Origin of the sequence: Acidiferrobacter sp. SPIII_3 (genome assembly GCF_003184265.1) — a bacterium.
Lineage (GTDB): Bacteria > Pseudomonadota > Gammaproteobacteria > Acidiferrobacterales > Acidiferrobacteraceae > Acidiferrobacter.
Genome location: NZ_CP027663.1, coordinates 41,208 through 61,820 on the forward strand (window position 1 = coordinate 41,208; position 20,613 = coordinate 61,820).

Annotated in this window: 18 protein-coding genes; 7 read left to right on the forward strand and 11 right to left on the reverse strand. The window is 64.7% G+C overall.

Annotated elements, in window-relative coordinates:
• The first annotated feature begins 67 nt into the window (after positions 1 to 67).
• The 4 genes from yrfG to C4901_RS00230 are packed head-to-tail and all read left to right on the forward strand — an operon-like array spanning position 68 to position 6,081.
• Positions 68 to 724 (forward strand): GMP/IMP nucleotidase, encoded by a 657-nt coding sequence (gene yrfG / locus C4901_RS00215; protein WP_110135596.1) that lies wholly within the window; start codon positions 68 to 70, stop codon positions 722 to 724.
• Position 725: 1 nt separating this feature from the next.
• Entirely contained in the window at positions 726 to 2,078 is a 1,353-nt protein-coding gene (locus tag C4901_RS00220; protein ID WP_110135597.1) for a TolC family protein, read from the forward strand.
• Complete coding sequence (locus C4901_RS00225) at positions 2,075 to 3,046, forward strand: efflux RND transporter periplasmic adaptor subunit (protein ID WP_145960563.1); 972 nt, start codon at positions 2,075 to 2,077, stop codon at positions 3,044 to 3,046. Before C4901_RS00220 ends, C4901_RS00225 begins: the two co-directional genes overlap by 4 nt.
• On the forward strand, positions 3,043 to 6,081 hold the full coding sequence (locus C4901_RS00230) for an efflux RND transporter permease subunit (protein ID WP_110135599.1): 3,039 nt from the start codon (positions 3,043 to 3,045) through the stop codon (positions 6,079 to 6,081). Before C4901_RS00225 ends, C4901_RS00230 begins: the two co-directional genes overlap by 4 nt.
• On the opposite strand, the gene C4901_RS00235 is transcribed toward C4901_RS00230, so the two are convergent.
• The 3 genes from C4901_RS00235 to thiC all read right to left on the reverse strand — a co-directional run bounded on the left by C4901_RS00235 (position 6,032) and on the right by thiC (position 8,908).
• The gene (locus tag C4901_RS00235) at positions 6,032 to 6,484 is read right to left on the reverse strand and encodes an SRPBCC family protein (protein ID WP_168185448.1); all 453 of its coding nucleotides are present in this window, start codon (positions 6,482 to 6,484) and stop codon (positions 6,032 to 6,034) included. The genes C4901_RS00230 and C4901_RS00235 overlap by 50 nt on opposite strands.
• A 115-nt stretch (positions 6,485 to 6,599) precedes the next feature.
• Positions 6,600 to 6,995: a YkgJ family cysteine cluster protein gene (locus C4901_RS00240; RefSeq protein WP_205736103.1), complete on the reverse strand. Its 396-nt coding sequence runs from the start codon at positions 6,993 to 6,995 to the stop codon at positions 6,600 to 6,602.
• Between the two features lie 86 nt (positions 6,996 to 7,081).
• Positions 7,082 to 8,908: a phosphomethylpyrimidine synthase ThiC gene (gene thiC / locus C4901_RS00245; RefSeq protein WP_110135601.1), complete on the reverse strand. Its 1,827-nt coding sequence runs from the start codon at positions 8,906 to 8,908 to the stop codon at positions 7,082 to 7,084.
• A 182-nt stretch (positions 8,909 to 9,090) separates the two neighbouring features.
• Between thiC and C4901_RS00250 the strand changes: the two genes are divergently transcribed.
• Genes C4901_RS00250 through C4901_RS00260 form a run of 3 tightly spaced genes read left to right on the forward strand, consistent with a single transcriptional unit; the run spans position 9,091 to position 10,662 of the window.
• The gene (locus C4901_RS00250; RefSeq protein ID WP_110135602.1) at positions 9,091 to 9,756 is read left to right on the forward strand and encodes a protein-L-isoaspartate O-methyltransferase; all 666 of its coding nucleotides are present in this window, start codon (positions 9,091 to 9,093) and stop codon (positions 9,754 to 9,756) included.
• Between the two features lie 12 nt (positions 9,757 to 9,768).
• Complete coding sequence (locus C4901_RS00255) at positions 9,769 to 10,086, forward strand: rhodanese-like domain-containing protein (protein ID WP_110135603.1); 318 nt, start codon at positions 9,769 to 9,771, stop codon at positions 10,084 to 10,086.
• A 6-nt stretch (positions 10,087 to 10,092) separates the two neighbouring features.
• Positions 10,093 to 10,662, forward strand: a complete 570-nt coding sequence (locus C4901_RS00260; RefSeq protein ID WP_145960564.1) for an isochorismatase family protein — start codon at positions 10,093 to 10,095, stop codon at positions 10,660 to 10,662.
• Here the strand turns inward: C4901_RS00260 and waaA are convergent.
• From waaA to C4901_RS00300, 8 genes are all read right to left on the reverse strand, one after another.
• Positions 10,628 to 11,908, reverse strand: coding sequence for a lipid IV(A) 3-deoxy-D-manno-octulosonic acid transferase (gene waaA / locus C4901_RS00265; protein WP_110135605.1), 1,281 nt, complete (start codon positions 11,906 to 11,908; stop codon positions 10,628 to 10,630). The two genes, C4901_RS00260 and waaA, sit on opposite strands and share 35 nt — an antisense overlap.
• Positions 11,905 to 12,864, reverse strand: a complete 960-nt coding sequence (waaC, locus tag C4901_RS00270; RefSeq protein ID WP_110135606.1) for a lipopolysaccharide heptosyltransferase I — start codon at positions 12,862 to 12,864, stop codon at positions 11,905 to 11,907. The genes waaA and waaC overlap by 4 nt, the downstream gene beginning before the upstream one ends.
• A gap of 48 nt (positions 12,865 to 12,912) precedes the next feature.
• Entirely contained in the window at positions 12,913 to 13,638 is a 726-nt protein-coding gene (locus tag C4901_RS00275; RefSeq protein ID WP_205736104.1) for a glycosyltransferase family 2 protein, read from the reverse strand.
• A gap of 269 nt (positions 13,639 to 13,907) precedes the next feature.
• Positions 13,908 to 14,846, reverse strand: coding sequence for a hypothetical protein (locus C4901_RS00280; protein ID WP_145960565.1), 939 nt, complete (start codon positions 14,844 to 14,846; stop codon positions 13,908 to 13,910).
• A 268-nt stretch (positions 14,847 to 15,114) separates the two neighbouring features.
• Positions 15,115 to 16,494 (reverse strand): hypothetical protein, encoded by a 1,380-nt coding sequence (locus C4901_RS00285; RefSeq protein ID WP_145960566.1) that lies wholly within the window; start codon positions 16,492 to 16,494, stop codon positions 15,115 to 15,117.
• Positions 16,495 to 16,534: 40 nt separating this feature from the next.
• Positions 16,535 to 17,755, reverse strand: a complete 1,221-nt coding sequence (locus C4901_RS19015; RefSeq protein WP_110135610.1) for a glycosyltransferase family 9 protein — start codon at positions 17,753 to 17,755, stop codon at positions 16,535 to 16,537.
• A gap of 343 nt (positions 17,756 to 18,098) precedes the next feature.
• Positions 18,099 to 19,238: a glycosyltransferase family 9 protein gene (locus C4901_RS19020; protein WP_110135611.1), complete on the reverse strand. Its 1,140-nt coding sequence runs from the start codon at positions 19,236 to 19,238 to the stop codon at positions 18,099 to 18,101.
• Positions 19,239 to 19,405: 167 nt separating this feature from the next.
• Entirely contained in the window at positions 19,406 to 20,392 is a 987-nt protein-coding gene (locus C4901_RS00300; protein WP_168185451.1) for a glycosyltransferase family 9 protein, read from the reverse strand.
• Between the last annotated feature and the right edge of the window lie 221 nt (positions 20,393 to 20,613).

The window sequence follows — 20,613 nt, forward strand, 5'->3', positions numbered from 1 at the left end:
ATGGCCGGCGGTCACCGGGTAGCCCTGCCCTGTCCGCCCCCCTATAATGGAGACAATTGGGGGCGCCATGATCGACTGGAGTTTGGTAGAGACCACGTTTTTGGACATGGATGGCACCTTGCTCGACCTGCATTTCGATAACCATTTCTGGCAGGAGCATGTGCCGTTGCGCTATGCCGAGCAAAACGGGCTTGCGCTCGATGAGGCCAAGAGCCAGTTGTATCAACGGTTTCGGCGCGCCGAGGGGACCCTGAACTGGTATAGCGTCGACTACTGGAGCGACGAGCTCGCGCTCGACATCGCGCGACTGAAGGAGGAGGTCGCCCATCACATCGCCCTGCGCCCGTTCGTCGAGGAATTCCTGAACGCCATGCGCCAGGCCGGCAAGCGCCTGGTGCTCGTCACCAATGCCCACGGCAAGACCGTGACCCTCAAGTTTCAACGCACCCGCATCGATCGCTACATGGACGCGGTGTTCTGCGCGCACGATCTCGGTCTTGCCAAGGAGCATGCGCCCTTTTGGGGTGAGCTGCGGGCCCTCGAACCCTTCGAGCCGACACGCACCCTGCTCATAGATGACAGCCTGCCGGTGTTGCGCTGCGCGCGCGACTTCGGCATTCGCCATCTGCTCGCGATCCGCAGGCCGGATCTGCGCGGGCCGGACAAGGATTGCGGCGAATTCATGGCGATTGAATCATTTCGCAACCTCCTGCCGGTGGGCTAGGGTGCGCAAGGTCACGCTCGCGCTCATCTTGTCGGTCCTGTCCGGTTGCGCCGTCTACCACGCCAAGCCGCTGCGCGCCCCGGCGCTCGCGGCCCTGAAGGGCCCCCCGCACCGCGCGCTGATTGCCGCCGCGCGCGCCCTCAAGGTGCGAGGCCTTACGCCGCTCGCGCTCGATTTCCGCAGGCCGCTCACCGGTAAGGAGCTCGGGGTGATCGCGGTGATCGCCAATCCCGCCCTGCGCGCCCTGCGCGAGCGCGAGCGTATCGCCCGCGCCCAGGTGTTTGCCGCCGGACTGCTGCCCGATCCGGTCATACAGTTCAGCGCCCTGAAACCCTACGGGGTCGGGGCCGGCGGGCGCACGGCGGCCTTGTCCGACGGCTTTCTCTGGGATCTGTCGCGGCTTGTCACGCGCTCCACCGATATCCGCATGGCCCAAGAACGCGCCTCGGCGGTCCGTTACCAGGTGGCGTGGCGCGAATGGGTGGCGGCCAACGAGACACGCTTGGCGGCCCGCCAGGTGTACTGGCTGAAGGCCGAGTGGGCGATCGCCCATAAGGCCTTGGCGCTCTGGAAGGGGCATGAGTCGATGGTGCGCGGCGATCTGCGCCGCCACCTGATCGCCCGCAGCCGTTGGCTCTTTTTCCAGGCCGCGCAGGACGCGCTGCGCATGAAGGCCGCGGCGTTGCATCGCGCCTTGCGCGCCGCGCGCGTCGCCCTTGCCGGCCAGTTGGGACTTTCGCCGGCGACGCCGCTCGCCATTGCCCGACCGCATCGGCTGCGCCTGGTGGCGGGCGCACCGGGCGCACTCTTCCATCATGCCGTATCGCGCAGACTCGATCTCGTGGCCATGGTCGCCGCCTACCATAGCGCCAATGCCGCGCTCTTGCGCGCCGTGCTCGACCAGTACCCCCGCCTGAGCCTTGGGGCGGCGGGGGCACGCAACAGTTCGGGTGTGGCCGAGGCCGGCCTCCAGCTGAGCCTCGTGTTGCCGCTTTTCAATGCCAACCGCGGCGCCGTGGCCATCGCCCGCGCCAAGCGCGCCGCGCTCTTCAAGGACTATGTCGCGCGCCTGGCGGCGGCCCGCTCCCAGATCTACCGCCTTGCCGGGGCCCAGGCGAGCCTCAACGGCGAGCTCGCGCGCTTCAAGGGACGCCGCCATGTGCTTGCGCATACCGCGCGCGATGCGCAGGCGGCCTACCGGGCACACGCCCTGGGGCTCGTAGCCTATCTCACCTTGATGCAGGAACTTACCACCGTGGAGCTGAAGATGACTGCCCTACGCCTCGCTCGCGCGGCGACCACGCTCGCGCTCATAACCGCCACCGCCAGACCGTGGTCGGGGAAAACGGCGTGAGATCCGCCCTCTGGGGTTTGATGCTCGTCCCGGGCCTGGCGTGGGGGACCGCCCCGCCAGCCGTCCATGTGACGCGCGCGACGCGCGCCGTCTATCGTCCCGCCATCCCGGTCTTCGCGCGCGTGCACGGGCCCGAGCATGCGATGGTCCAGGCGCCTTATGATGCGATCATGGGCCCCCTGTCCGTGGCCCCCGGCAGTACCGTGGCCGCCGGCGCCATCGTCGCGCGCCTGTTGCCCATGAGCCTCGCTGCCACCGTGCGCGCCCTGCAGGCCCAGGCGCAGGCCGCGCACACCACCTACGAGCAGGCGCGGGTGCTCGCCCGCCAGGGGCTGGTCACGCCCGCCCATGCGCAGAGCCTGAAGGCGCGCTGGCAGGCCGATGCCGCCGCCTGGCAGGCGGCCGGCAGGCGCCTGGCGCGCGGCACGGTACGCGCCCCGTTCGCCGGGACCGTGCGGTATACGGCGGCACCCGGCGCATGGCTTACCCGCGGCACGGATGTGGTGGCCATCGGGGGGGCGGGCGGCGTTTACGAGAGCTGCGCGCTCACCGTGCGCGAGGCCGGCCGGCTCTACGTCGGGGCGCGTGCCGTGATCGCCGCTCATGGTTCCATGCGGCCGGCCGGGCGGGTCTATGCCCTGGCGGCGCGCGCCGATCGTCTGGGGTTCGTGCGCGCCTATGTGCGCGGCCTGCGCCGACCCTTGCGTCCCGGACAGGTCCTGCGGCTCACGCTGCTTGGACACCGGCAAGACGCGATCGCCGTGCCGCAATCGGCGCTCATGGTGCGCCACGGGCGCGCGCGCCTGTATGTCCTGCAGCACGGACGGGCGCGGGCGGTGCCGGTGAAGGTCCTTCGCATCGATGGCCGCCGGGTGTTCGTTGCCGGGGCCGTGGGTCGTGGCGCGCCGGTCATCGATTCCGGTGTCGCGCGGCTGCGCGACGGCGCGACGGTGCGAGTCATCCGGTGAAGGCCTATCTCGAGGCCTTATGGGCCAATCGCCATACCACCGCCCTGGTCGCGCTGCTCGTGCTCGCGGCCGGGGTGGCCGCCTTCAAGGTCCTGCCGCGCAGCGTGTTTCCGAACGTCAATTTCCCGCGCGTCTCGGTGTTGGTGAGTGACGGCTATCTTCCGGTGCATGTCATGCTCGTGCGCGTGACCGAGCCCCTGGAACAGGCCGCGAAGGGTGTGCCGAATGTGACAATGGTGCGCTCGACCACGAGCAATGGCTTGAGCAAGATCCATGTCTTTTTCAACGGCGCCATCACCCCGAACAACGCCTATCTGCTGCTCGAGGCGCGCCTCGGACAGGTGACCTTGCCGCCGGCGGCGCATATGAGCGTACGGCTCATGATGCCGAGCATCTACCCGTTCGCCGAGTACGCCCTGGTCTCGCAAAAGAAGACCAGCAGCGCGATGATGCCGACCTACGCCTTCACCGTAAAGCCGCGCTTGCTGGACGTCCCGGGCGTCTATACCGTGGCCTCCATCGGCCGCGGCTGGCCCGAGGTGCATGTCGACCTCTCGTTGCGACGTCTCGTGAGCCATCATATCGGGCTCTCGCGCATCGTGGCCCTCCTGCGCGCCCACCAGGGCCCGTATTTCGGTGGGGTCATGGCCGGTTTTCATGACAGTTTTCTGTTGACCGCCGCCGGCCGCCCCGCGACGGTCGCCGCGCTCCGCCGTCTGCCCGTTCCCCTGGGCGGTCCGCGTGGCGCCACGCTGCCGTTGTCGGCGCTCGCGCACATCGCCGTGGGCCCCCCGCCGCGCATCCGCGGCTCGGCCGTCGCCCACCACGCCCATAGCCTCTTGATCGAGATCGCCGCGCAGGCGAGCGCCAACGTTGAGCAGGTCGCGCACGGCGTGGCCCACGCCATCGCGTCTTTGCGCAAGGGTCTGCCGCACGATGTGCGCCTGGTGCGCGACTATGACCTCTCGCGGCTCATCGTGGCGAGCCTGCATGACGTCTGGATGGCGCTCATCCTGGGCACGGTCATCACCTTCGCGGTACTGCTGGCCTTCCTGCGGCGCTTCGACACCGCGCTCGCCACCCTGGTGGTCGTGCCCTTGTCGCTGGCCGGGACCTTCGTGGTGCTGCACATCCTGCATCTTGGCCTCAATATCATGACCCTGGGCGGCATCACCGCCGCCATCGGCGCGCTCGTCGACCACGCCATCGTCGTGATCGAGCAGGCGACCCACGCGCACGCCCCGGGGACCGTGGCCGAGCGCCGCGCCCGGGCCTTGCGCGCCGCCGGCGAGGTCCTGCCGATGATGACCTTCGCGACGCTCACCTCGGCCTTGGTGTTCGTGCCGCTCATCCTTCTGACCGGCACCATCGGCATTTTGTTTCGGCAGATGGCGGTGGCGCTCGTCACCGCGCTCATCGTGTCCCAGGCGGTGGCGCTGTCGGTGACCCCGCTGCTCGCCACCTACCTCGCCGGGCGCGAACGGTCGCCCCCCAAGGCGTGGCGCCCGGCGCGGCGCGCGCGCGTGGCCTATGCCCGCGCCCTGCGCCGTGGCCTGCGTACACCGATCCTAGGCGTCATCGCGAGCCTCGCGATCCTGGCCGGGGCCTATGGCATCTTCCGGGTCCTGCCCACGGCCTTCCTGCCGGCGTGGAATGAGGGGGTGATCGCGGTGCCGTTTCGTACCGCCGTGGGCAGCTCGGCGTCCCAGACGCTGGCCGTGGGACGCGGGCTTGTGGCCATTGCCGCCCACGATCCCGAGGTCGCGACCGCCTCGGTGGTGGTCGGCCAGAGCCTCGGCAATCCGCGCGCGACCCCCAACAAGGGCGATATCGTCATCACCTTGAAGTCGCAGGCCTCCGCCGTCGCCACCATGCGCATTCTCGGTGCCCGCTTCCGCGCCGCCTACCCGAGCCTGTCGATGCTGAAGCTCCATCAGCTCCTGGTGACGCAGCTCGGCAACCTCTCGGGCGCCCATGACCCGCTGGACGTCGAGGTCTTTGGGCACAGCGTTTCGGCGCTCGCGGTCTATGCCCGGCGCCTCGAGGCACGGCTCGCCGCGAGCCATGACTTTGCCAACGTGAGCTTCGCCACCTCCTCGGCAGGCCCCACGATCACCATGATCCCGCGCACGCGCGCCCTGCAGGATGGCCTTACGCCACCCCTCCTCGGTGCCCAGTTGCTGGCCGGGTATTGGGGGGTGCCGGCCGGCTATCTCCTGCGCGGCGCCCAGATCCTGCCGATTGCCGTGTCGACGAGCCCGGCCGGTGGCATCACCGGCCGCCTCGGGCCGCGCCTCTTCGTGCATGCGCCGCACGGCCCCTATGCCCCGCTCGCGGCCTTCGCCCGCGCGCGTACGCGGCGCTCGGTGCCGGTCATCACTCACCAGAACCTGGTGCCGTTTGCCAATATCGAGGTCCGTCCGCACCGTGCCATGGGGCTTAACCAGGCGGCGGCCGCGGCGCGCCAGTTGATCGCCAAGACCCCGCTCCCGCCCGGTATCACCGCACGTATCGGCGGTTACTACAGGGAGCAGGCCAAGAGCTTCGCGCAGATGGAGCTCACGCTGGTCTTCGCGCTGCTCGTGCTGCTCGTGCTGGTCGGCTATCAGCTGCGCGCCCAGCGCGCCGCGCTCGCGGTGCTGGTGGCGACCTCCTTGAGCGCCCTGGGCGCGCTCGCCGCCCTGTGGCTGCGCGGCATCCCTCTGGACAGCACGTCGTTCCTGGGCCTCCTGCTGGTGTTCGCGATCGTCGTCAATAACGGCATCCTGATCTTCGGTCAGGCGCGTCACTACAAAAGCCCCCCGGGCCGCATCGAGGTCGAGCTCGCCGCCCGCCGGCGCTTGCGCCCGATCCTCATGACCATGGCCGCCGACGTCCTGGGGTTCCTGCCGCTCGCCGTGGGGGTAGGTCACGGTACCGATCTTTTGAAGCCGCTGGCCACCGCGGTCATGGGCGGGCTCATCCTGGCGCTGGCCGCCTCGCTGTTTATCGGCCCGATGCTTTATATGGCGTTTTCGCGTCCACCCAAGCCCTGAGGTGGGCGGCGGTCTTATCCATCTCGTTTCTGAGCTTGCGTCGGATGATCCACGGCCCTATGAGCGGCGGGATAAAGAATGAGGGCGCAAGCGTCGCATCGAAGTGCGCCTCGGTGCCGCCGACCACCGTCCGCAGGCGCCATTGCGAGTAGCCCGACCGAAAGCTCGACAATCGTGGGATGATGACACCGCGCACCCAGTGGTGTCCGCGGGTGGTCATGGCCTCGGTTTGGGTGACCGGAAAGCAGATGAAGAGGACGCAGCTTGTGATGTGCATGTGCAGCAAGGTCAGTCCGTCGCGCCGCATCACGGTGCTCCGCTTGACCGCCGGATTCAGCCGTTTGATATCGGCGTAATCGGTGATGACCTGCCAGACGCGCCGGATTGGGGCGCGCAACCTCATGTCGAGACTCATGTGAAAGTGGTCGCCGTGCGCCGATACCGTGATCCTCGGGGGCTGGCTGGCCCACGCGGGCATAAGCACGGGCGCCCCGAGGGCGGCGACGAGAACGAGGCGGCTAAGCCGTGCGCGCCCAGGTCTTGAAGCGTTTGCGGCAATACGCGAGGAGCGCGTCGTAATCACGGAAGTGTGCGCGAAAGTGGCGCTCGGCCGGCTCATCGAGCTCGCAGAAGTCGTTGGAGTAGTCGCGGCAGATCGGCGGGCGCGCGGTGTAAATGCCGCACGCCCCGCTCGCCTCGAGGTGCGCGCACGGCGCATGCACGAGCAGAAACCACCCATCCTCATCCTGGTAGACCTCGATGCCTTCGTGGCTGACTTGCCATAGGAGGTGCTCAAAGTCAGCGCGCGCACGAGGGGTGGGAATCTTCTGCGTGATATACCGGCAGCAGATCGACGGGCAGCTCGCGCACTTGCCGCGATCATCCACGATGCGCACCGGAAACACGGCCCTCATGGCCGCCACCCGCCGATCCCGTGAGCCGCGACCCCCGCCATGGGCCGCCGGCCGGCCGTGGCGCCGGCACCGATCCGCGCCGGCATTCAGGCCTTCCGGTAGAGCTTGGCGCCCCCCGCCTTGAACTCGCGGGCCTTGCCGGCCAGCCCCTCCTTCAGGGCCGCGTCCGGGCTCGCGCCGAGCGTCTGCGCGTACTCGCGGACCTCCTGCGTGATCTTCATCGAACAGAACTTGGGTCCACACATCGAGCAGAAGTGCGCAAGCTTGGCCGATTCCTTGGGCAAGGTCTCGTCGTGCAGGGTCTGGGCGCGCTCCGGATCCAGCGCCAGGTGAAACTGATCCTTCCAGCGGAACTCGAAGCGCGCCTTGCTCAGGGCATCGTCCCGCGCCTGTGCCTGTGGATGGCCCTTGGCGAGATCGGCGGCGTGCGCGGCGATCTTGTAGGCGATAAGCCCATCCTTCACGTCCTGACGGTCGGGCAGCCCGAGATGCTCCTTCGGGGTGACATAGCAGAGCAGGGCGGTGCCATACCAGCCGATCATGGCCGCGCCGATGGCCGAGGTGATGTGGTCGTAGCCTGGGGCGATATCGGTGGTGAGCGGCCCGAGTGTATAAAAGGGCGCCTCATGGCACGCGGCGAGCTGGCGGTCCATGTTCTCCTTGATGAGGTGCATGGGCACATGCCCCGGCCCCTCGATCATGGTCTGCACGTCGTACTCCCAGGCGACCCGGGTCAGTTCGCCCAGGGTGTCGAGCTCCGCGAACTGCGCCTCGTCATTGGCGTCGGCGATGGAACCGGGGCGCAGGCCGTCTCCCAGCGAGAACGAGACGTCGTAGGCGCTCATGATCTCGCAGATCTCGCGAAAGTGCGTGTAGAGGAAGTTCTCCTCGTGATGCGCAAGACACCACTTGGCAAGGATCGAGCCGCCGCGCGAGACGATGCCGGTGCGACGCTTCGCGGTGAGCGGGATGAAGGGCAGGCGCACGCCGGCATGGATCGTGAAGTAATCCACGCCTTGTTCGGCCTGTTCGATGAGTGTGTCGCGGAACATCTCCCACGTCAGTTCCTCCGCCACCCCGCCGACCTTCTCCAGCGCCTGATAGATCGGCACGGTCCCGACCGGCACCGGGGAGTTGCGGATGATCCACTCGCGGGTCTCGTGGATGTGGCGCCCGGTCGACAGATCCATGATCGTGTCCGCGCCCCAGCGGGTCGCCCACACCATCTTCTCCGCTTCCTCTTCTATGCTCGAGGCCAGCGCCGAATTGCCGATATTGGCGTTCACCTTCACCAGGAAGCGCCGCCCGATGATCATCGGCTCGAGTTCCGGGTGGTTGATGTTGGCCGGGATGATGGCGCGCCCGCGCGCCACCTCGTCGCGCACCATCTCCGGGGTGATGGCGTTCGGCCCGCGCATCGTAACGCCGCCGTTTTCGCGCAACGCCACGTACTCCATCTCCGGGGTGATGATCCCGCGTCGCGCATAATGCATCTGCGTGACGCGCGCCCCGGGGCGCGCCCTCAAGGCCGTGCGCGTGCCCGGAAAGCGGATGTTTGCGGTCTCCGGGTCGTTCTGGCGCTCGCGGGCGAAGGTCGACGATATCGTCCCCTGCTCCACGTCGCCGCGCGCCACCACCCATTCGGCGCGCGGCCGCGCAAGCCCGCGCGCGAGATCGATGACGGCGGTGGGGTCGGTATAAGGCCCGGAGCAGTCATACACGCGCAGCGGGGCGTTTTCCTCGGCGCCCAGCGATGCAGGGGTGGCCTCCAGGGAGATCTCGCGCATCGGGACTGCGAGTCCCGCCGTTCCATTCGATCGCACATAAACCTTGCGCGACGCCGGGAAGGGTGCGGTCATGGCCGCGTCCAGGGCGCGACTCAGAGGAGACAACGTTCGAGGGTCGGCGTTCATCGCCCGGAATCCTATGCAAGAGACGTGGAGGCGCGTGCGACGCGCCGATCACGGACCGGAAGGCCCGTCCTTAAGGGTCTATCAAACCTAATGGATTTGGTCAGCGATTGCAAGGAGCCGCTTGCGCCCTTAGGGCAAAAGGCTTAACCTCGGAACTCACGTTTCGGACCCCCATACTACGCATGTCCCAAACATCGTTCGATGTCGCGCGGTCGGCTATGGTTGCGCAGCAGATCCGCACCTGCGAGGTACTGGATGAGCGCCTGCTCGAGCGTCTGCGCACGGTGCCGCGCGAGGCCTTTGTTCCCGAGGGCCAGCGGGCGGCGGCGTTCGCCGATGCCCCTATCCCCATAGGCCGCGGCCAAGTCATGTTTGCGCCGATGCTCGATGCCCGGCTGGTGAATGCCCTGGCGCTCACACCCACCGACCGCGTGCTCGAGGTCGGCACCGGCACCGGCTACCTGACGACGGTCATGGCCGGGCTCGCACGGATTATCTACAGCGTCGAGATCATACCGGAATTCAAGCTGCGCGCCGCCGTATCGCTGGCCGCGCAGGGGGTCGCCAATGCCCTGCTCGAGGTCGGGGACGCAGCCCGCGGCTGGCCGCGCCACGCGCCCTATGACGCGATCCTCGTGAGCGGCGCGCTGCCCCTGGGTCCGGACGCGCGCTTCCGGGAGTCGCTGGCCATGGGCGGCCGTCTGGTGGTGATCGTAGGCGAGTCCCCGGCCATGGAGGCCCGCCTCATCGTCCGCGAGGGCGCGGATCGTTTCAGTGAGCGTTCCTTGTTCGAGACCGATGTACCGGTCCTTACGAACGCGCCCCAGCGGGAGTCGTTCTTTTTTTAGGGTTCGCGTGCCATGCGTGAGATCTCTGTTCAAGACCTCCATGCCCGCCTGAAGGCGGGCGAGACACTGGTGCTTCTGGACGTACGCGAGCCGTGGGAGCGCAATCTCTGCGCCCTGCCCAACTCCCTGCACGCCCCCATGCAGCAGGTCCCGACGGCCATCAACAGCCTCAACCCCGAGGACGAGGTGATCGTCTACTGCCACACCGGCGTACGCAGCTTCCACGTCGGCAAGTTCCTGGAGCACAACGGCTTCAAGAATGTCGCGAACCTCTGTGGCGGCATAGAGGCCTGGGCGCGCGAGGTCGACAAGACCATGGCGCGTTACTAGCCGGTGTTGATCGAGGCGCGCCGCAGCCTTCTCATTCTGGTCGACCTTCAGACGCGGCTCTATGCGGCGATGACGCCGTGTTCGTCGCGCTTTCTCGCACGTATCCTGCTGCTGGCACGTGCCGCCGACGCGCTCGATATCCCGGTGCTGGTGACGCGCCAGTACCCGCGGGGTCTGGGACCCCTGCTTCCAGAACTCGCCGAGGCCTTGCCGGATTCGGTGCCGACGTTCGACAAGATGACGTTCTCGTGCTGTGCCGATCGCGCCATCAGCGAGGCCCTGGAAGGCGACCGCGACCAGGTGCTGCTTGCCGGTATCGAGACCCACGTCTGCGTGCTCCAGACGGCCCTGGACCTCGCGGCGCGGGGCCGGCACGCCTATGTGATTACCGACGCCTGCGCAAGTCGCGCACCCGCCGATCATCGCCAGGCGCTCGCGCGCCTGAGCCGCGAGGGCGTGCGGCTGGCCTCGGTGGAATCGACGGTCTTCGAGTGGCTGCGGGATGCGCACCACCCGCAGTTCCGGGAGCTCGCCCGCGCGATCAGAGACCTGCCGAAGACGGACTCGGATTCGTAAGGAAGGGCGCAAGCAGCGCGTGCGTGCGCCCCAGGGCCCCCTGATGGGCGCGCACCAGCGATTCGCCGGCGGCGCTCGCTGTCTGCCGTAGCCGCGCATCGCCGAGATACAGCCGCGTGGCCGCGATCAGCCCGTCCTCATCGGCGACCCGGATCCCGGCGCCGGCCTGCAAGGTGAGTTGCGCGATCTCATCGAAGTTGAACATGTGCGGCCCGAAGACCACGGGCACGCCCAAGGCCAGGGCCTCGAGCGGGTTGTGCCCTCCGGTGTCGACGAGCGAGCCGCCGATGAAGGCGCAGTCGCTGGCCGCGAAAAACAGCATGAGCTCCCCCATGGTGTCCCCCAACAGCACTTGGGTTGCGTCGGTTACCGGAAGGCCGGCGCTGCGCGCCACCACCGCCAGTCCCGCCGCCCGCACGAGCCGGCCCACCGATTCGAAGCGCTCTGGATGCCGTGGGGCGAGCACCAGCAAGAGGCGCGGGAAGCCTTCCCTCAAGACCTTATAGGCGCCGAGAACGGTCTCCTCCTCGCCCTGGTGGGTGCTGGCCGCGACCCATACCGGCCGATCGCCCCAGGCAAGCCTCAGGGCCTGGGCCGCCTCACGCAGGCCGGCGGTCGGCTGCAATTCGAACTTCATATTGCCGATCACATGCACGCGCGAGGCGGGGGCGCCTAGGGTGCGCAGGCGCGCGGCATCGGCCGCCGACTGGGCGGCGATCACGGCGGGTATGGCCAGGGTCTTTGCGATCAGCCGCGGGATGTGCCGGTAGCGCCGGCGGGACCGTTCGGACAATCGCACATTGGCGAGAAACACGGGGATGTGGCGGCGCTCAAGGGCGGTAAAGAGCTGCGGCCAGATCTCGGTCTCGAGGATGACGGCGACGCGCGGCCGGGTCCTGTCAAGAAAACGTGCCACCGCCCGCGGCAGATCGAAGGGCGCGAAGCGGTGGATCACGCTATCGCCAAACAGCATGGCCACCTGCGCCGCCCCGGTCAGTGTCGTCGTGGTGATCAGCAATGGCGCATCCGGGTGCTCGTCGAGCAAGCTGCGAATCAGGGGCACGGCGGCACGCGTCTCGCCCACCGATACCGCATGCACCCAGATCGGTGCCCCGGCAATCGGCTCGCCATAGCCCAAACGCTCCGCCCAGCGCGGCGCATAGTCCGCGTCGTGACGCGAACGCCACCAGAGCCGCAGGAGCGCAAACGGCAGCAGGACGCGCGCGATGAGTGTGTACCACATCATGCCGCGTCCCCCAGCCCCAGCCGGCCGAGGGCGGTCAACACCTCGTCTACCGTCGGGCAGGATTGGAGGCCCCCGAGGTCGACCGCGTCACGCGCCAGCACCCCGGTCTGGCGCGGGTCGCTGTCACGAAAGATCCCGACCGTCGGCCTTCCCAGGGCCGCGGCCAGATGCAGGAGGCCGGTATCCACGCCTACCGTCATCCGCGCGCCCGCGATCAGGCCCGCCAATTCCCTTATACCAGTGCGCGGCAGTGCCTCGACCCGGCCCCCGATCGCCGCGGCGATCTCGGTGGCGGCGGCCTGCTCGCGGGCGTTGCCCGACGGCAGCAGGATCCGGAAGCCCCTTTGGCAAAGCGCCTTCCCGAGCGTCACCCAGTGCCCGGGGGGCCAGAGCTTCGAGGCCCGGCTGCTGGCATGGAAGGCGACGCACACGGGCTCGCCGGTGTGGCCCGCAGGCGTCATCGTCAGCCCATAATCCGGCATGGTCGCAGGGAGCGGGTACCCCAGCGCACCGGCCCCCAGCATGCGGTTACGCCACACGGCATGGCGATCCCGGCTCATGGCAAGGCCCCGGGCGTAGAGGGTCGCTGCCAGGGGCTCGCGTGCCGACCGTCGGTCCGGGCCGTAGAGCGGCCCCTGGGCGAGTCGGGCGACGAGCGCGCTCTTGACCAGGCCTTGGGTGTCGAGGATCAGGTCATAGCGCGTATTCGTAAGTCGCGCGCGCAATTCCTTCACCCCCCGCCATGTCTCCCGGTCCCAGGGTGCGCGCCGCCAGCGCCTGATGTCTGCCGGTATCACCGAATGGATCGCCGGATGCATCGCCGGAATGTCGGCGAACGCCGGCTCCACGAGCCAGTCGATTACGATACCGGGCCGCATGGCGGCCATATCGGTGACCATCGGGAGATTGTGAACGACATCGCCGAGCGACGAGGTCTTGACGAGAAGGACATGCATGCGCTTATGTTACCGCCTGGCAACAAGGACTGCTCACGGGCCTCATTGTTAGGACGATTCGTCGGCTCGACCCCGTTGCTTTCTGAGGAGCCACAGCTTCATGTATTTATAGTAGGTGGTTTCGGCGTTGGATATGGCGAGCATCAGGCCTTCGGGGCCATCCAGCAATCCCCTTCTGACGAAGTAGGTACGCACGAACGACCATAGGCCGTGCGCGAGCGCGAGCATCACGCCCCCCCGCTGGCCGCCCTGTGCGGCCATGGCCGCACCGGCCGAGGAGTAATGGTCGACCTTGCGCAACACCTCCTCCAGATCACGGTAGGTCTCGTGGCGCAGCGGCTCGCGAAGGGTCGCGACAGGACCCGATACCAGAAGCCGCTCGTGGACGAGATCATCGCTGAAGCGCGCGCGGCCCCGGCGAAAGAGGCGCGTTACATAGTCCGGATACCAGCCCCCGTGACGCATGAAGCGCCCACAATAACTGGATAGGCGTGGCATCCGGAAGGCGTCCGCCTGGGGCCTCGACGCCAGCACCGCTTGAATCTCGGCCTGGGCCTCTTGCGTCAGGTATTCGTCGGCATCGAGCGACAACACCCACGCGCCTGTGGTGTGATCGAGTGCGCGGTTCTTCTGCGGCCCGAAGCCCGGCCAGTCCGTCTCCACGACCCGCGCGCCCCGCTGTCGGCAAATGGCCACCGTGCGATCCGTGCTCCCCGAGTCCAACACAATGATCTCGTCCGCCCAGGCCACGGAGGCGAGGCAACGTTCGATCATGTCTTCCTCGTTGTGCGTGATGACGATGGCGCTTAATGACACAGCAATCCCTTTAGAGCGGGTCCGGGAAGGCGCCCCCCTGATTCATCCTCAATGCACCCATGCCTCATGGCTACCCTGAGCTTGCCGGTCACAAATGGCGCACGCGGCCCTTGTCTCTATCTGCCCCGGGCCCATGCCCGCAGCACCGCAGTCGGCGCAACGCCTCGATACCATGGGTCGTTATTGCCGTCCAGGTCTCTGAAATCGATGCATCCGGCGGTTCCCGATCATCCTTCTCTTGGCAATGTGCCGCGCCCTGTCTTCGCCAGCATCCTCACCCAGCGCTTCGACACGGATCGTCCGAACTTTCCGGTCAGGAGGCGTATGCGATGACGAGCGCCCTGGCGGATTGCCGTGATGTCCTTGCTATCCCAACCAAAGCCATCGTAGGCTGCGAGTTCCCCCTCGCATCCCTGCGCGCGCGCGAGCGGCGCGAAGAATCGCCGCAACACCACCTGGACCTCCTTGCTCGTGTCCCAGTAGTGATAAATATAATCGCCCAGGTCTTCGACCTTAAAGCGCGTGGATACCAGGGCCGACATCAGGGCCTGTTCAATATAGGTGGTCGCCTTCGCCGTCTTCATGATCCCGTCCAAAAGCCCCAGGGCCTCCTGGAAGAAGCCCTCATGTCCGACGGGGATGCCCAGCGCCCCGGCGTTCCACATGACCCATCGGGCCGGGTCGTCGAGACCATGGGCGCGCAAAAGCGGTCTATGTGCCATGAGTTCCCGGTAATACTCGCCATGCTCTGTGGGCGTCATCGCGCCTTCACAGGCGTGCATATAGAACACCCGCGCATCGCTGGCCTCCGAAGGGGTCGCCAAAGCTTCTAGAGGGGCATCGGGAAGGCGCAGCCAGCGCGTATCGCCGTCAACGTATAACAGTGGTAAACCAAACGCCCCGATCGCATGGTTCAAAACCTCGAGCTTCACGCGATGGACGTACCGAAAGGGCCCGCTCCAGGCCATGACCTGGCGACTGCTCATAGAGACCGTTTCGGTGAACGGGTAGTGGGCGAATTCCCCGGGCCGATCGGCGTATACCAGGATCCGCACGTCCTCCCGCCCCTCCTTTCGCAAGAGGTCGACCAGACTTAAAATCGAAAAGCGCGCTTGCTGATAGAACCCGTCGTGCCCGTGCACATGGTAGACGATAAAGCCCTTCATGGCCCGTGCATCCGCCCAAAATTTCCGCCCCACCTTTTGTCGCGCCCTAACCGCTCAAGCCCACCTACAACACCATTCTCGGCATTCGTAAGACTAAACCACCGGACCTCGCGGCCCGCTCTCGCGCTCGGCGACCTACCGACCCCACAGCATGTCATCACGCTATCTCCTCCCCCTGACCCGTTACCTTGGCCGTGCGGCCTTAAAGGTTTTCTTTCGTGAATTGGCACATCACCCATGTCCATGCGGCGCATCTATCGCGCTTGCGCTACTCGCGACGCGCCTGCCCAATCTCGGGGCCCATGCTTCGCGCAAAGCCGTATTGTGCGGCGTAACCATTTTCTCCACTGGCTGCAAGCGGCATAAGAAGACCGATAAAAAACAAGACTTGCTCCAGCGTATAGTTTTGCATGTCATTATCGACGGCCATTCTTACGGCAAACGCCATTACGATCAAGAAAAGAAAGCGTGCCGCAAAGGCCCCGCTCCCTGACAGGCGCGCGGCGCTAAATCTCACCACACTTCCTAGCCAGCACAGCCATATTGCCGCTCCCGGAACCCCCGTGCCTATCGCTATGGTCAATAGCGAGTTATTTAAACCAATATCCGCTGAAAGCGAGCCGAATTTTAGCCGTAAAGCGTGCCCAAAGGCCGCCCTGCCGTACCCCACACCCAGGGGGTGCGCGAAAACCTCTTTTATCCCTTCCTTGATCCACGCAATACGCAAGTAGTTCGAGGCGCTTACTACCTGACCGTCCGGAAGATGGGGCAGAGGAAACCGTTGCGCGTTTAGCCATGCAAGATGGTGGCTCGTATCCAAGGCAATAGGGATTGTCGCCCACAAGGACCGCCATCGCGGGTCAAGAATTATGTCTGTACTGGCCACTGCCGCAAAAATAAACCCCATGCCTGCTACCGCAAGCGCCGCGCGCCTCGGTGCGCGAACGGCCTGTGCACGGTAAAGGACCACGCCTACAAAAAGAACGAACACGCTGATGTCAAAAATCTCATTACGCATGGCCTCAAAGTAGATACTAAGACCGCACAAAATAAGGCCAACGCGCACCCACCATAGCCGCGCCCCACCCTCATCTGGCGTTTCTCTAACCAGACTCCATTCCGCGACTAGCGCGCTAAGAAGGAAATTCGTAAGGTAGCTCATTTTCCCGGGACCTGCCGTGACTCCCCCAAGTCTCGCCATGTGTAGCCACGAATCGGATGAACCTACTACCCAAAGCCCTTGCGCGTCGACCGCCATCGCTTGAATGACGAGCGCCGCAAGCGCCCCCTTGATCGCAAGGGACGAAATCGTCGAGTCCTTCTGGAGTGCCACAAGCGCCCCGATAAGCAGCGCCCCAGCCCCCATAAACCATTGACCTTCGATCTCCGACAAGCTCCACTTGGGAAAAGGAGAAACGAAAAACGCCACGACTAATATCCATGCCGTAAATAGCAAAAACCAAAAAAGAGAGGCCCGCGCCGCGCCACGCGCAAATTGCCCCGCCGCTTCCCAGTTCGTGCCACCCCACAGCGTAATTAGAAGTCCGCCCATTAAAAAATTTCGTAGAGCAATCGTATGCGGTATCGGCCAAACGACGGCAAGACTAAAAATTAGGCCCGCAATGAAGCCCCCTCTTCGCGAAGGCATTGTTCTGCTCCTCGTCACCTTGTTGTTGTCTCAAACATTTTCAAGAACTTTTTCCGCTGAGCTTCTGGCTCCCGGCGCCGCATTCTTTCATGCCACCGCCCATTCCTGCCGAAAATTCCTCCGCCCGATTCAGAAACCCCAGAACGGCCAAAACGACGTTTCCTGTCGGGATGTCCTCCAGGCACGCCGCCGTTCCCGATCCATTGCAGCCATTCTTCAGGCATGGCTGGCACGGGAGGCCCTTACTTATCAAAGCGGTAGCGGCCGGATCGCCGATCGGCCGAAATGTAACGGGATTTCCCGGCCCAAAAATCGACACAAGTGGAACATTGCAGGCGGCAGCTATATGTCCGGGCCCAGAATCTACAGCTATGACGCAATCGGCATCACAAATTGCGTCGACGAGGCCATTTAGGGGGAGGCCAATATATGCGCCAATATGCAGCTTTATAGCGGCTTGTTCAGCCACCCCTCCCGGCAGTCCCGCCAATCGAATATCAAAATCTTGTCCCGTAGCCATTAAATCCTCAACGATAAGGATTATCTCTTTCTGGGATAGGCAGCGGCCGCGCTCCGAAGCCTCCGGCGCAATGACAATGACTGCTTTTCGCCTGACAGAGGCCTCTAGCCCGCGCGGACTCCTGTGGCGCACTATACGTCTGCCGTCGAGAGCGGCGTTGATTCCAAGTGGCTGCAAAAGCGTAAGGTGCTGGGCAGCAACGTGCGCACGCCTTGTATTATTGCAGTCTGATCCCAGGTCTTGCATATGAGAAAATATAAGACGCCTGAAAAGCCGCTTAAGCGGGGCGCTTTCACGCCGCTTTTCAGTTATCCGAATGGGGATTTTAGCCACTAACGCTAACCAAGCGCTAAGAGACCCGACTCCGCTCATGCAAATCAAAGCATCATAGTGATCCCGGCACACTGATACTGTAAGTCTCGCGCGACTTACCAGATCATGAAGTGGCGACGCGTGCCGCCATCTCCTAAGCGGAAGAACCCGTTCTTTACTGACCCATCGTGCGTACAGTCCGCTGAGGCCGGCCGCCTGTTCATCGATTATTACGTCACACTGCCACCCTGCGCTTGAAAGCGCTTCGAGCATGGGAAGAGCCACAAGAACATCCCCAATGGCATTGGGTAGAAAAATCAAGACACGACCAGAAGCTCTTTGCATATCTATGGACCCGATACGGCTATAAGCACCCGTGGTGCGCGGCCCACAAGGCAGTTTCGAATATCCGTTCCACCAACCAAGCATGCTTCTCGGAACATTGCGTGCCAGACATACACCCCACGCATTACTAGATTAAGCCATTTTTTCCACAAACTGCTCGCCAAAGCCACACCTTTAAAATGCGCTGCGACACGATTTTCGAACGTGCCTAAAATCGGACGCTTAGTACCCGAAATGGCCGCGCGCACTAAGGATAGTATTGCGCCGTCCAAAAATCGGCGTGATGCCGCTGACGCATGGCGGAAATCGGCATACCGGCGTGCGTTCGGACGGCCTCGTTCTGTGGCGCGACCGCTTGCGTGTCCAGACCGCGCTTATATTCCCCCCGAATCTTATTGCTTGTTCACGCGGGCCCCCGTCGCCGACATCAGCATCTCTTCAAGGCTAGAGCGGCGTCAGCGACGGCCTCAACAGTTAGACCCTCCATGCATTGCTTGTCGTAGCGGCATTCTTCCAGAGTCCGCATGCACCTTTGTAGGTCCCCCCATGGGCCCGGCCGACGCGAAAACCACCGCTGATCCCGGCACGGAATGTTGTTTAACGCAACCGCTTTATAGCTCATGCCCGACCAAAATATCCCCGGCTCGTATAACCGGGGATCGCATTGACCGAATAACACAACCGTCGGTGTCTGGGTGATTTTCGCCAGATGCGCAACGCCTGTGTCTGGCACAACAAGAAGATCTGCACGTTTCAGAAGGTGCCACATCTCGGCCAACGAAAGGTTGCCCGGATAATGGACCCATTTTTGGGCCCCATCGATTTCCTGGAGCAGATCGCCCTGTCCCGGGCCAGCAGTAAAAACAACAGCCAGCCCTTCTGATGTAAGGATTTCGGCTAGGGCGCGCCAATGTCTCGCACTCCAAAACCGCGCGGTCGAGCTCGCTCCGGCATGGAGAACAGCATAACGAAATTCTTTTGGGGCCTCATTAAAGTGCTCAACCCGTGGGGGCGGCCAGTCGCCTACGCAATACCGTTGTCCGGACAAGGGGCCCGCGAGCCGCGCCCACAAATCACTAAACGGCTCTATATGCATAGGGTACGAAATTGCCTCATCAACAGGCAGGCGATATCGTCTATGGCCGCCTTCAAAGCCCCGAATCCACCTTGCACCCACGGCTCTTGCGAGCCAGGCTTGGCGGTTTTCGCCAGGAATAAGGGCGAGATCGTACGGGCCCATACTGCGAATTACGCGTACTGTATCGCCATTTCTTATGTCAAACGGAACAGGTTTTAGGGCGTAAGGCCTTCCCAAGTATAACGAAAGATATTCTTCGGGCACAGTGAGCACTATATCCGCTTCAGGGTAGCGGCGTCGTAGCGCAGCAATGAGAGGGGTAAGAAGAATGGTATCCCCAAGACCCCTGTAATAAAGGCTCACGAGAATACGGCTCGGGGGATCTACCAGACGGCGCCGTGCCAGGATATCTTGTGCGACCAATTGCCCCAACAAGAGTCGCGTACGAGTTCGCGCGCTGGGGCGAAGCTGATTCAGGACGGATGGCATTAGTGTAGGACCGGGCTACCAAAAGGGCTCAATGTTTGTCGCTTCCCGTTCAATAATTAAAACTCAATTTTCCGGGCGCGGCCGGACCGTGCCGCCAGCGCGTCTCGCCAACAATATAGAAACGCAAAGATCGCCTGCGCTGCGAATGTCTGTACGATCGTCAAAAGTCATTTTTGAAGCACATCAAAGACCGCGTCAACGGCGATATCTCCCACGCACTTTGCATGCACTACGGTATGTCTGTCCCCCCAGGGACGCCATTGGCAGACCTTGTGATCGCAATACAGGCCGACCACCGGTGTTCCCACGGCGGCCGCGATATGGACATGGCCCCCATCGGACCCCACGAGCACGCGGACGGCGCTAAGGCCCGCCGCGAGACTCAAGAGATCCCTTGTGGGGTAGCCCAATGCCGGCAGGTCCCGGCATCGGTCGAGCAGTTCGCGGGCGCGCGCGTCGTCCCCCGGGTGTTCGGCGCGCGACGCCTCTCCGGGGGACCAGAACACCACGAACCGATGACCGCGGCCCGCACCCTCGCGGATCAGGGCTGCGAAATGGTCCAGGGGCCAGCGGTTCTCGTCTTCTCGGGCACTGATGTGAAGGCCTATGGCCCGTTCATAGCCGCGAGCCGCCAAGGTTTCGCGGGCGCCCATGACCGCCTGCGGGGCCAGCGGCAGATGCGGCGCGGGCGGCGGGCCGAGAATATCCAGCGTGCGCAACAGCCCGTAGACCCTCTCGACCTCGTGAAGCGGCCGGTTCGTGCCCTGGTCCAGGATCTGCTCGGAGATGCCGGCAAGTCGGGTCAGGGCGCGCATCTCGGAGCGTGGGCGGCTGCCGGCGTGCAGGACCGTCCGATAGCGCTCTTTGCGCAGCCCGGCGACAAGCCCAAGCCTGTCACGCACGAGCGCTCGCATCCCTCCATCCGGTTTGTGCTTGGACTTGGTGTAGACATGTACGCGATCGATGTGGGGATTTCCCTCGAGCAGCGGGGCGTTGTAGGAGTTGACGAGCGCGCCGATGTGGGCATTGGGGTAGCGGCGCCGGATCCCCTCGAATACGGGCAGAGTGCATACGAGGTCGCCGATATTATCCCGACGGACGACGAGAATGCGCGGTGCCTCGCGCGGCGGTCGGGGGGCGGGGTCCGGTGGCAAAGACATCCCGATAGTGTATCGGAATCGCGGGCGCTCGTGCGCGCATTTCCGAAAGACCGATGCAATCATCCTATAGAAACCCGACCACGATGGATCGCGTCGCCCAACCCGGATGCCCGGGCCACAACCCTTGCGTTGCGGGACGGCTAGCGCTCCTATGGCAATGACGACGCAGCCGCACCGAAGGACGGGCTTGCCCGCGCCGGCCTCGTCTCCCCGAG